The 12,091-nt window shown below is 68.2% G+C and carries 9 protein-coding genes; 4 read left to right on the top strand and 5 right to left on the bottom strand.

All coding sequences use genetic code 11. The features are described 5' to 3' along the window. The first annotated feature begins 10 nt into the window (after positions 1-10). From WA983_RS02385 to WA983_RS02370, 4 genes are all read left to right on the top strand, one after another. Positions 11-1,210 (top strand): DUF2399 domain-containing protein, encoded by a 1,200-nt coding sequence (locus tag WA983_RS02385; RefSeq protein WP_424248944.1) that lies wholly within the window; start codon positions 11-13, stop codon positions 1,208-1,210. A gap of 161 nt (positions 1,211-1,371) precedes the next feature. After that, positions 1,372-2,250: a glucose-1-phosphate thymidylyltransferase RfbA gene (gene rfbA, locus WA983_RS02380; protein ID WP_424248945.1), complete on the top strand. Its 879-nt coding sequence runs from the start codon at positions 1,372-1,374 to the stop codon at positions 2,248-2,250. Beyond that, positions 2,247-2,795 (top strand): dTDP-4-dehydrorhamnose 3,5-epimerase, encoded by a 549-nt coding sequence (gene rfbC, locus WA983_RS02375; protein WP_424248947.1) that lies wholly within the window; start codon positions 2,247-2,249, stop codon positions 2,793-2,795. Before rfbA ends, rfbC begins: the two co-directional genes overlap by 4 nt. A gap of 115 nt (positions 2,796-2,910) precedes the next feature. After that, positions 2,911-3,813: a recombination-associated protein RdgC gene (locus WA983_RS02370; protein ID WP_424311549.1), complete on the top strand. Its 903-nt coding sequence runs from the start codon at positions 2,911-2,913 to the stop codon at positions 3,811-3,813. A 147-nt stretch (positions 3,814-3,960) separates the two neighbouring features. Here WA983_RS02370 and WA983_RS02365 read toward each other — a convergent pair whose 3' ends face one another. The 5 genes from WA983_RS02365 to WA983_RS02345 form a co-directional block, all read right to left on the bottom strand. After that, positions 3,961-5,253, bottom strand: coding sequence for an aspartate carbamoyltransferase (locus WA983_RS02365; protein WP_424250187.1), 1,293 nt, complete (start codon positions 5,251-5,253; stop codon positions 3,961-3,963). Between the two features lie 76 nt (positions 5,254-5,329). Beyond that, a complete protein-coding gene (locus WA983_RS02360; protein ID WP_424250185.1) occupies positions 5,330-6,076 on the bottom strand; it encodes a class I SAM-dependent methyltransferase in 747 nt (248 codons plus the stop codon). A 2-nt stretch (positions 6,077-6,078) separates the two neighbouring features. Further along, a complete protein-coding gene (locus tag WA983_RS02355; RefSeq protein ID WP_424311548.1) occupies positions 6,079-6,639 on the bottom strand; it encodes a hypothetical protein in 561 nt (186 codons plus the stop codon). A gap of 88 nt (positions 6,640-6,727) precedes the next feature. Beyond that, the gene (gene pbpC, locus WA983_RS02350; RefSeq protein ID WP_424311547.1) at positions 6,728-8,995 is read right to left on the bottom strand and encodes a penicillin-binding protein 1C; all 2,268 of its coding nucleotides are present in this window, start codon (positions 8,993-8,995) and stop codon (positions 6,728-6,730) included. Positions 8,996-8,999: 4 nt separating this feature from the next. Beyond that, a partial coding sequence (locus WA983_RS02345; protein ID WP_424311546.1) for an alpha-2-macroglobulin family protein occupies positions 9,000-12,091 on the bottom strand: 3,092 nt, incomplete at its 5' end.

The raw sequence follows: 12,091 nt of genomic DNA, 5'->3' as shown, positions 1-12,091 counted from the left end.
CTGGATCGACATGGTCAAAAGCAGGACCAGGCGTGAACGCCGCGCGGATGCACCGGTCCCGCAGACTCTGCCCCTGCTCGACCCGCATCAGCTCGGCCTGCTGCGCCGCTGGGTGCGCAGCGACGCAGCCAGACGGACCTACGGCACACTGATCAAGGAAGCCGGCCCCAGCGGAATCGAGCGCGCAGAAGCCCTCTGCACCTGCCTGCTGCAAGAGGGCTGGATCATCCGCTGCGAACAACTGACGGGCGGCACCTGGCAATGGGACGCCCTGATCTGGCGCGACCTGCTGCGTCTGCAGACGCTGTTGGGTGTCGCCGGACCGGGTCAAAAAGCCGAAACGCGCCAAGCCCTGATCGATCAGGCGCAGGGCTGGCTGCGGAGCTGGAGCGCGTCCGCCACGGAACCCGATCCCGACCTGCTCGACGAACTGGAGCAGGCCACCGATCAACTGGCGGATGACCGGGGCCCGCTCGACCGCCTGACCCGACGGCTGGACGTGCTGCGTGCACTAGCGGCCTGGCATGACGCCGGGGCATCCGGCACGAGGCGCGATTTCGCCCTGCGCGCCGCGGATGGTACCAAGGCGCTGTCTGCGGCCGACTGGCGCTGGCTGGAGTCGGGCTTTGACCTGGAGCGCCTGCGGATCGCGCGTTTCGCCCTGATGGCCTGGATCGCGGGCGACGTGACCCTGTACTGGCCTGCCGGGCAGGCCTTGCCGTTGGCGCATCTGCACTGCATCGGCCTGCCACTCACCGACCTGCTCCGCATGGACGCCGCCCAAGCGCCACAACGCTGGTGGCTGATCGAAAACCGCGCCAGTTTCGAACGTCAGGCGCTGAGCCTGGAACCCGGTACCGCCCTGCTCTGGATGCCCGGCCGCCCGCCGCTGGCCTGGCGGCAAGCCATCCGCCACCTGCTGCGTCTGGCGCCCGCGCCGGCCTGGATCAGCGCGGACGCGGACCCTTCCGGCGTAGACATTGCCTGTTCGGTGGGTGAGCTTTGGCAATCCCTGAGCCTCGCCTGGGAGCCGCACCGCATGGGCGTGACGGAATGGACCGCCACCGCCCAGACCTGGCCGCTGAACACGCACGACCGCCGCCTGCTGGACAACTTGCTGGCACGTGCCGAACTGCCGGTCGGACTGCGCGCCTTGTGCAAGGCCATGCAGAACGACGGCCGCAAGGCGGAACAGGAAGCCTGGCTCTGACCCTGCCGGCACCGGCGTGCCATTCGAGCCGAGCGCCACGCCCGATCCGCGCGATCCGTCTGATCCAGCCCGCGCGTCCGAAAACCGCCGCCTGATCCCCGCATCGCCCTGCCCCGTTCCTCGCTACACTGGCGGCTGGTCCAGTTCCCCTCAGGCGCCCCATGAAAGGCATCATCCTCGCCGGCGGCTCCGGCACCCGGCTGCATCCGATCACGCGCGGCGTGTCCAAGCAACTGCTGCCCATCTACGACAAGCCGATGATCTACTATCCGCTGTCGGTGCTGATGCTGGCCGGCATTCGCGAGGTGCTGGTGATCTCCACGCCCGACGACCTGCCGGGCTTTCGGCGCCTGCTGGGTGACGGATCGGATTTCGGCATCACCCTGTCCTATGCGGAGCAGCCCTCGCCCGACGGCCTGGCGCAGGCTTTCCTGATCGGCGCGGACTTCATCGGCAACGACCGGGTCTGTCTGGTGCTGGGGGACAATATCTTCTACGGCTACGGCTTCAGCGGCATGCTGCGCGAAGCCGCCCAGCGCGCCTCCGGGGCCACCATCTTCGGCTACCGGGTCGCAGACCCGCAGCGCTTCGGCGTGGTGGAATTCGACGCGGCCGGGCGTGCCGTGTCGATCGAGGAAAAACCCACACACCCGAAATCGCCCTACGCCGTCACCGGCCTGTATTTCTACGACAACGACGTGGTGGAGATCGCGCGCCAGGTACGGCCCTCCGCGCGCGGCGAACTGGAAATCACCGACATCAACAACGCCTACCTGCAACGCGGCGATCTGCACGTCAAACACCTGGGCCGGGGCTTCGCCTGGCTGGACACCGGCACGCACGAAAGCCTGCTGGACGCGGGCACCTACGTGCAGACCATCGAACACCGCCAGGGGCAGAAAGTGGCCTGCCTGGAGGAAATCGCCTTCAACAACGGCTGGCTGGACCGCGCCGAACTGGTCACACGGGGCGAACGGCTGGCCAAGACGGACTACGGGCAATACCTGCTGGCCCTGGCGCACGAAGGCGGCGGGCGATGAAGGTCGTCGACACCACCCTGCCCGGCGTGCGCATCATCGAGCCGCGTGTCTTCGGTGACGCGCGCGGCTGGTTTCTGGAGTCGTTCAGCGCCCGCCGTTACCGCGAGGCCGCAGGCATCGACCTGGATTTCGTGCAGGACAATATCTCGCATTCCACGCATGGCGTGCTGCGCGGCCTGCATTTCCAGCGCAGCCGTCCGCAGGGCAAGCTGATCCAGGTGACCGAAGGCGCCGTCTTCGACGTGGCCGTGGACATCGATCCCCGGTCCGCCACCTTCGGGCGCCACGTGGCGGTGGAACTGTCGGCCGACAACCACCGCCAGATCTGGATTCCGCCCGGCTATGCGCACGGCTTCTGCGTCATCAGCGACGCCGCGACCTTCCAGTACAAGTGCACGGACTACTACGATCCAGCCGACGAGGCGGGCATCGCCTGGAACTGTCCGGATCTGGCGATCAACTGGCCGGTCCAGGAGCCCACTCTGTCCGACAAGGATCGGCAGCACCCGCGGCTGAAAGAATGGGCGCGAACATTGGGCGACTGACCTGGATCGCCTCGCCCGCCGCCCAGCGTACACCGCCCTTCCGGCCGCCCGGATTTTTACCGCGTACAATCAAGTCCCGTTTTCACCGCCGCCTGCCGGCCAGCCGTCCAAGATCATGTGGTTCAAGAATCTCAAACTCTACCGTCTCGCTCCCAACGCCTCCCTGACGCCTGCTGATCTCGAAGCGGCGCTGGAACCCCTCGCCTTCCAACCCGGCACCAGCCAGGACAGCCAGGTGTCGGGATGGCTGCCTCCGCGCGAGGAGAGCGGCCTGGCCTACGCACAGCACGGCCAGATCCTGCTGCGCCTGCAGACGGAAAAGAAACTGCTGCCGGCCACGGTCGTGAACCAGGCCAGCCGCGCACGCGCCCTGCAGATGGAAGAGCAACAGGGCTACAAACCCGGCCGCAAGCAGATGAAGGAAATCAAGGAGCAGATGACGATGGAGCTGCTGCCGCGCGCCTTCGTCATCGCCCACGACACCCGTGTCTGGATCGACACCGTGAACCGCTGGGTGGCCATCGACGCCGCCGCCACCGCGCGCAGCGACGAGGTGCTGGGCCTGCTGGCCAAGACCCTGACGCCCTTTCCCATCGTGCCGCTGCACGTGGAAATGTCGCCGGGCGCCGCCATGACGCTGTGGCTGTCCGAGGACGAGGCGCCGGCCGGCTTCACCATCGACCAGGACACGGAACTGCGTTCCACCGGCGAGTCGCGCGCCACCGTGCGCTACGTGCGTCAGACGGTCGAGCTCGACGAGGTCCGGCGCCACGTCCAGGCGGGCAAGCAGTGCACGCGCCTGGCCATGACCTGGAACGATCGCGTGTCCTTCGTGTTGACCGAAAACCTGGACATCAAGCGCGTTGCGCCGCTGGACGTGCTGAAGGAACACCAGGACGCTCAGGCCGCCAACGAGGCCGAGCAGTTCGAGGCCGACTTCGCCCTGATGGCGGGCGAACTGGCGCGCATGCTGGACGATCTGGTCGCGGCGTTAGGTGGGGAGCGCGCGGCGGCGTAAGCGCCTCCGCCTCCCTCTGCGGACGACTTCGAACAGTCGTATTCCGGGCGGCCTGCGCCCACGTCGCGGCTTGCAAGCCACTCCGATTCGTCAGGCACAGGACCGTCCACAAGGGACTGTCCTGTGTCCCGCCTCATCCGCCCGCGTTCAATCCAGCCCGTGGAACACGCTGTCGTCCGGCCCGATGTGGGACGGCGGTGACCAGGTCACGTCGCGCAGCGAATGCTGCACCAGGCCCTCGACCCCCATCAGCACCGCGAAGATCGCCATGCGCACGGGAATGCCGTTGTCCGTCTGGCGGAAAATCGCCAGGCGCGGGTCGTGGTTCAGGTCGGTGCTGAGGTCAAAGGCGCCCTCGCGGCTGTCGCGTGGCAGCGGGTGCATGACGATCGTGTCCGGGCCGCAGCAGGCATCCACGATGGCGCGGTTGATCTGGAAATCGGCCGAGTAGCCCTCCATGTTTTCGCCCGCGAAGCGTTCCTTTTGCACTCGGGTGGCGTAGACCACGTCAGCACCCTTCAAGCCGACCGCCAGATCATGAGTCTGCTCGATGACGTGGCCATTGCGGCTGGCCTGCTCCAGCAGGTATTCCGGCATCTCCAGGCCAGGCGGGGATACCAGGGTGAATTTCATGCCGCGATACAGGGCCAGCAGTTTGATCAGCGAATGCACCGTCCGGCCGTATTTCAGGTCGCCGGCCATGACGATGTGCGCCCCGTCCAGCAGTTTGCCCAGGCGCGAGAATTCCGTCAGGATGGTGTAGAGGTCCAGCAGCGCCTGGCTGGGGTGTTCGCCTGCGCCGTCCCCGCCGTTGACCACCGGGATATTGGTCGCGGCGGCGAATTCGGCCACGGAGCCCTTTTCGGGATGGCGGATCACCATGGCGTCGACGTAACCGCCCATCACGCGGCTGGTATCGTAGATGGATTCACCCTTGGCCATGGACGAGAACGTGAAGCCGGTGGTGTCGCACACCGAGCCGCCCAGGCGGCAGAAGGCCGCACCGAAGCTGACCCGCGTGCGCGTGCTGGCCTCGAAAAACAGATTGCCCAGGACCGCGCCCTCCAGGACGCGGGAGACCTTGCGCCGCCGGGCGATGGGCTGCATCAGATCCGCCACGCGGAACAGTTCCTCGACGGATTCGCGCGTGAACTGGTCCACCGACAGCAACTGGTGTTTGCCGCTGGCCGAAATCCGATCACGCAAAGGGCCGGATTGCGCGCTCTGCGCATATTTTTCCATCAGCGCGCCGTTTTCCACGATCTCGGTGACGAAGCGCGAGACGACTTCCGGCATGGCGCGGGCTTCCTGGGAGCCTTCCGGCAACAGCCAGGTGTCCAGGGCACGGCGCTTGACGCCGATGCGGGCTGCGAACACGTCGCGGGTCAGATTCAGGCGACGCATCGCGTCGCGCAGGAAGACTTGCTGGGAAATCGCCACAATCGGCTCCTATATACGCAATGCGTAGATTTTCACCGATTCAACGTCACCAGCGCAAGAAAAATATGCAGCGGGTTTACAAGATTCCCAAGCGCATGTGGATGGGCCAGCGGATTTCCCGGCCAAGCGCCGGATCGCCCCACGCCGCCGTCAGATCGTCGGCAAAGGCTTGCAGGATGTCCTCGCGCGCCGCTTCGCGCGCGCCGCGCACCGCAGACCAGGTGGACAGATAGCCCAGCAGTGCCTCCAGGGTCCAGGTCTTGCGGATCTCCAGGGGAGGCGGCGTCCGTTCCTCGAAAGGGAACGGCAGGTCCGCATAACCGCTATCGACGAGCTTGCGCTCCGCAGGCCAGTACGGACCGATCTCGTGCCAGTAGAAACGGTCGAAGCGCGGGTTCAGCGCAGCCTCCAGTTGCGGCACTCCGTAGCTGATCAGTGCCAGCACGGCACGCGGCGCGCCGATGCGACGTGCTTCTTCGTAGAAACGCGGCAGATCGAACCAGTGCGCGGCCTGCGCGGCTGTGATGAGCTGGGCGCTGCATGCCGCGATGGGCAACTGCTCCGCCGGTGCGCAGGTGTACACCACGCGCGGATGCGCCGTGGCATGGGCGATCTGATCGGCGCTGGGATCCACCCCCAGCACCTGGTCGAAGTGCGCGGCCAGTTGCGCGGTCAACTGGCCGTTGCCGCAGCCGACGTCGAGCGCAAGCCCCGTGCCGGGCGAAACGGATGCCAGAAACCGCGCCAGTTCGGGCGGATATCCGGGACGAAAGCGTGCGTACGCCTTGCCTCCCTGGTCGAACCAGTTCCGGGGAGGTGTCACATTCAGAACCCGCTCGCGGGCGGCGTCGCCTCCACGCCGGCGACCGAGCGCGCCGCGAGTTCGGCATTGCGCGCCGAGCCCACGCCGAAGGCGAGCTTCTGCTGACTGATCGGCGCGGCATACCCCGGTGCGGCCAGCATGGTGTGGCCCACGACCAGGGCCAGACGCAGGCCGGGATTGGCCGCCGTGGCCGCACGTATCTTTTTCAGGCCCTCGTCGTTCAGGATCAGTACCAGGATGCCATCCCCCTTCTGATCGGTAGCCGACTGGATGCCCATCAAATCGCTGCGGTTGATCACCGCCGTCGGCTGCACGTACAGCACGCCGGACGGCTTCAGCGTCACCGGCGTCCAATCCGGCCGGGAACGGGTATCGGCCAGGAATACCCGCAGATCCAGGGCCTGGCGGTTGTCGGTGATGGCATGTTGCGTCCCGACCGCCTGCGTCTGCGCCGGCGTCGCGGCGGCCGATTGCCCTGCGGCACCCTGCGCGCCGTTCTTTGCCCCGGGCACGGCCTGGCACCCCGCCAGCGCCAGCAGTATCGATCCCGTCAGGGCCGTCATCCACGGTTTCATTCCAAAGCCCGGATTACGCATCCACCGCCTCCTGTTGATCTTGTCCATGACGTCATGATGGCATATTTCGCCGTCATCAATGTTTACGGTGCGCGTCGGAATCGTTCTGGAACCGCCCGCCCCGGACGATGACCCGGGCCCGGTCCAGCACCACGCCTTGCACATCCCGCAGTTCGAATACGTGCGCGCCCGGCCGGGGCGCCCAGTCCGGCGCCTCGTCCTGGCCATAAGGCCGGCCATCCAGAAACCAGCGCGCATCGGCCACCGGCCGTGCACGGGCATCCACCGCTCGCAGGCGCAGACGCTGGCGCTCCCAGGGGATATCGGGGTCCAGGGCCAGAATGGTGCCGTCCACGGGTTCGGCAATGCGCGGGCGACCAGGATCACCCTGGGCATCCGGCGGCGCGAAGCGGGCCTGGGCCGTGTCGCCCAGGAAATATTCGGTCCGCGAGGGTTCCAGCCCCCCGCCAAAGACCACCGCCTGCACGGCGACGCCGGACGGGCGGTCGGGTTCACCGGGCGCATGATCCCGGTAGAGCCAGTCGAACACATCGTGCCAGATGGGGCCGGCACCGCTGACGCCCGAGACGTGCCGCATGCTGGCCCCGGCGCTGTTGCCCACCCACACGCCCACCGTATAGTCCGCCGACCAGCCCATGCACCAGTTGTCGCGCATGTCACGGCTGGTGCCGGTCTTCACTGCCGTCCAGAAGCGCGTGGTCAGCGGACTGTCCAGGCCGAAAGTCCGGGCGCGCGCCGCGCGGTCGGCCAGCATGTCGCCGACGATCCAGGAGGCTTCGGGCGAATACAGCCGGACACCCGTCTGGGCCTCGGCGCCCGGGCGCGCGCGCAGGTTCACGGGCGCGTAATCGCCGCCGCGCGCCAGCGCCCGATAGGCATTGGTCAGGGACAACAAGGTCACATCGGCGGACCCCAACGCCAGACTGTAGCCGTAGTAATCCCCTCCTCGGTCCAGAGGCAGGCCCAGCGCCACCAGCCGATCGGCCAACGCATCGGGGCCGACCAGCATCAGGGTGCGCACGGCCGGCACGTTCAGAGAAGACGCCAGTGCCATACGTGCGCTGACCCAGCCGCCGAAACGGTGATCGTAATTGTCCGGCACGTAGAGCCCGCCGCCCCCGTCCAGTCCCACCGGGCTGTCGTCCAGCAACGAGGCGGCTGTCAGCCGCTGCTGGTCCAGAGCCAGGCTGTACAGAAAGGGTTTCAGGGTCGAACCGGCCTGGCGGACAGCACGCGCGTGATCCACGTCGGCGGCCTCGGACAGCGCACCGGACGAACCCACGTAGGCCAGCACGGCGCCGCTGCGATTGTCCAGCACCACCACGGCGGCGTCGGTCACCCCCGTGCCACGCAATTCACCCAGGCGCCGGCGCACGGACTGCACGGCAGCGGCCTGCAGCCCGCGATCCAGGGTGGACTGGATCGCGCCCTGCGCATCCGCCAGACCGGCATCCCACAAAAGCCGCGCCCAATGCGGCGCCAGTGCCGGCGTGTCAAAACGCGCCTCGCGGGCGCGGGACAGAGCCGCCTGCGTGAAATCCCGCAGGCCCCGGCATTCGTCCGGCCGTCCCAGTTCACGCAGCAGGGCGCAGCCGCGCTGCACCAGGGCCGGGAGCGATGCGTTCGGCCCGCGCAGCAGCACGGCGGCCAGGGCGGCTTCGCGCAAGGTCAGACCCGAGGCGTGTTTCTGGAACAACACCCGGGACAAGGCATCGACCCCGACCAGTTCACCGCGCCAGGCCGCCAGGTTCAGATAGGCTTCCAGAATCTGAGGCTTGGTCCAACGGGACTCGAGCGCCCGGGCCGCCTGCATCTGGTCGAGCTTCTGCAGGATGCCGCGTCCGCCCGGCCCGCGCCGCAGCGCAGGGTCCAGCAGCGCCGCCAATTGCATGCTCAAGGTCGAAGCGCCCCGACGGACGCCGTCACCCCAGGCCGATGACCAGGCTGCCGAGGCGCTTGCCAGCCAGTCCACGCCGCCATGTTCGTAGAAACGCCGGTCTTCGGACGCCACCACGGCCCGCTGCAGGGCGACCGACACCGCACCCAGGGGCAGCCAGTCGCCGCGCCGGCCGGAAAAATCGGTGCGCAGACGCTGCAGTTCGTGCCCGTCCGAGGCCAGCAGCCGCGCATCCGAAGGGCGCCAGGCCTCCCGGACAGCCGCATAGCCAGGCGGAAAAGCGCCTGCCAACGCCTGTGCCTGGACCAGAGGCTGCGCCTGGGCGGACACCGCCGGGAGCAGCAGCCCCAGGCTCAAGGCCAGCGCGGCAGCTCGCCGACGTCGACCCGCCACGCGGCACGGACCCATCCCGCTCACCCGACCCATCCCATCAGGGCTGAGGCCCCGCGTGCAAGGGGGTATTGGGCGTCTCGCCAAACACGTCCGGCTGGTACAGGGCTTCGGCGCGCGTCGGCGGCAACTGGTAATCCCCCGGCACGTTCAGCCGCACGGTGTATTCCAGCGTGCGTTCACCCGGCTCCATGACCTCGTAATAGGCCCGGAACACCCCGGCCTCACGCTCGATGAAGCTGGGCTGGTTCCAGTCGTTCTGATTTTCGCCTGTGGTCGCCAGGCTGGAATCCCGGCCCAGCCCGCTGCCCAGGATGGACGCTCCCGCCGGAACCGGGTCGCTGACCACGGACCAGACCAGGGCCTCCCGGGCCCGGACCCGCAGGCGCACGCGGTAGACGTCACCCACCGACCAACGGTCGGCCTGTGCCTTGAACACCGGCACCACCGTGCGCTCGACCTGCAAGCCGGCGTCCACGGCTTGAGCGACGGGCACCGCGGCGCGCGCCGCGACCGTCGCCCAGCCGCTGCCCTGCCCCTGCTGGGCGATGTCCAGCGTGCCGGTGCGCGTCTGCGGCCAGGGCAAATCCAGAGACTGACGGCGGATACCGTCAGTCTGCGGCATGTCGGCCCAAGACAGTACCGTCGGCTCGCCCGGGGACAAGGCCACGCGCACCGCGCCCTTGCCTGCATGGGTCTCCGTCTTGCGGGCGAACTGATCCACCGCCAGAGTGCCCAGGACATTGGCCGTGGTCGTGGACCAGGCGCCGTCGCGCTGCATGGACAGCAGGCCCGTCAACAGGCGCGGCAGATCCGCACGCCACGCGGGCCGGTCCAGCACCGTCATCAGCAGGCGGGCCTGGGCCGTGGCGGGATTGCTCATCAGCCACCAGCCCGAATCCACCGTCTCGTCGGCCAGCACCAGTGTCGTGCCATGTCGCGACAGCCGTGCGCGCAGCACGGCCTCGGCCTGAGCCGACCAGACCTCGCGGTCAGGCAGATCCGGCACGTGCCGCAGAATCGACAGCCAGGTCACCACGGCAGCCGTCGGCCAGTCGCTGACCTCCAGCGCAAAGCTGTCCAGCATGCCAGGCTGCCAGGCACCGGCCAGCGCCAAGGCGTCGACGGCAATCAACTTGCGCCAGAAATCGTCCCGCACGGGCGCCCAGCCGTCCTCCGCCAGGCGGCCGAACACATAGTTTTGCAAGGCGGCCAGCATGCCCTCGCGCGTCTCGCCGGGCAAACCATAGGCGTCCCCCGAAGCCCCCGCCCGCGTGGCGATTTCCAGCATATGCGCAGTCAGCACCACGCTGCCGCGCCCACCCGGGAAATATGACAGCAGGCCGGACTCGGTCTGGTAATCGGGCAGGCGCTTCATCAAGGCCTGCCACGCGACCGGATCGCGCCGCCCCATCGCCTTGGCGCTGAGCTGTTCGACACAGGTATAGGGATAGGCGCTCAGCCAGTCGCGCACACCCGGCAGAGAACCCGCCAGACTGGACTGCAGGCTGACCCGGACCCCGCCGCGCGGTACACCCGTTGCATCGAGCAAGGCCCGCGCCGAGGCGTCCACCGGCACCTGTTGCGGCACCCCGTCCACGATCTGCAGCAGCGTAGCCTGGCGCACCGTCACCGGCACGGCGGGCAGCAACGTCTGTCCGACCACGATCCGGTCGGACGCCGCCTCGCCTTCGGTGGTCCGCGCCTCGAAGCGCCATTTCAGCGCCTCGGTTTCCGACTGGCCGGACAGCAGCGGCGCCGTCACCGGCCAGACCACGGTCTGCGCCGCACCCGGTTCCAGCCGCAGCGTCTGCCCGGCCAAAGCCTGTTCGGCCCCGCCCGCCGCAGCCACCCCGGCCGACAAGGCCAGCGCCATGGGCCGATCCGTGCGGTTGCGCACCGTCGCCCGGGCCTCGTAGCGGTCCCCTTCGCGCGCCACCTGGGGCAGTCCCGACACTACTTGCAGGTCCTGGGTGCTGACGATATCCGTGAAACCGGTGCCGAACATCCCCTGTCCCTGATCGACCACCGCCACCAGGCGAAAGCGCGTCAGGGAATCATTCAGCGGCACCTCGATGGTGGCCTGCCCCTGCGCGTCCAGCGTCAGGTCGCCGCGCCACAGCAGGCGCGTGTCGAACAGTTCCCGCGTGGCGTTGAAGCCGCCGCCCCCGCCCGCCGCGACCGCTTTGCGGCCGTAATGGCGGCGGCCGACGACCTCGCCCTGACCGGTGGCGGTCTCTACGCCGTAATCACGCTCCACGCGCATGGCCCGCAGCAGGTCCCAACTGTCGTTGTCGCGCAGTTCGAGCAAGGCCTCGTCCACGGCCGCAAAAGCCACGCCGGCCCCGGCGGCCGGTTTGCCGTCGGGCAGCATCGCCTGGATGCGGACCCGGGCCTGCTGGCGCACTTGATAGCTGCTGCGGTCAGCCTCGACCTTGACCTGCAGGCGGTCGGCTTCGCTCTGAACCCGGATGCTGGCCAGGCCAAAGCGAAACGCCGGTTTGGCCAGATCGACCAGGCCGGTGGCTTCGGGCGCAGTATCGGACCGGGCCGCACGCGCATCCATCCAGTCCAGGGGATGACGCCAGCCCCACTCGAAGAACGACGTCCAGGGCACCTGTCGGACCCGGCCACGCACGGCCAGCACAGAGACATAGACGTTCGGCCCCCAGCCGGCCTGCACGGGCAGACGCACGACGGGCTCGTCGCCGTCCAGATCGACCACGTGCGTTTCCAGCACGCCCTCACGTTCCACCGCCACCAGCGCACGCGCCTGGCGGAACGGCATGCGGACCGTGAATTCGGCTGTTTCACCGGGTTTGTAGTCGGCCTTGGCGGGGATCACGTCGATCCGATCGTCGTTGCCCTCGCCGAACCAGGACTCTTCCCCCCACACCCAGATCGAGGTCGAGGCGCGCGACACGCGCGACTGGGCATCGCGGGCCTGGGCGAACAACTCGATCTGGCCGTCCCGATCCAGACTGACCGGGCATTCCAGCCGTCCTTTCGCGTCCGTGTTCCCCTGGCACAAGGTACCCAGAGAGGCCACCTGCTCATGGGAGTCATAGGCATAGAAACCGCCCACCAGGCGCTTGCGGGTGCTGTAGGTCGTGCGCACGCGGCCGTCCAACT

It is taken from the genome of Castellaniella sp. (genome assembly GCF_049650445.1).
GTDB lineage: Bacteria > Pseudomonadota > Gammaproteobacteria > Burkholderiales > Burkholderiaceae_B > Castellaniella.
Note: the sequence above shows the minus strand (reverse complement) of the source record. Positions and strands in the feature narration are given on the sequence as shown.

Excerpts from the sequence above, each read along its gene's own strand:
- WA983_RS02385 (WP_424248944.1), top strand. The coding sequence starts at position 11 with ATGGTCAAAAGCAGGACCAGGCGTGAACGCCGCGCGGATGCACCGGTC.
- rfbA (WP_424248945.1), top strand. The coding sequence starts at position 1,372 with ATGAAAGGCATCATCCTCGCCGGCGGCTCCGGCACCCGGCTGCATCCG.
- rfbC (WP_424248947.1), top strand. The coding sequence starts at position 2,247 with ATGAAGGTCGTCGACACCACCCTGCCCGGCGTGCGCATCATCGAGCCG.
- WA983_RS02370 (WP_424311549.1), top strand. The coding sequence starts at position 2,911 with ATGTGGTTCAAGAATCTCAAACTCTACCGTCTCGCTCCCAACGCCTCC.
- WA983_RS02355 (WP_424311548.1), bottom strand. The coding sequence starts at position 6,639 with ATGACGGCCCTGACGGGATCGATACTGCTGGCGCTGGCGGGGTGCCAG.
- pbpC (WP_424311547.1), bottom strand. The coding sequence starts at position 8,995 with ATGGGTCGGGTGAGCGGGATGGGTCCGTGCCGCGTGGCGGGTCGACGT.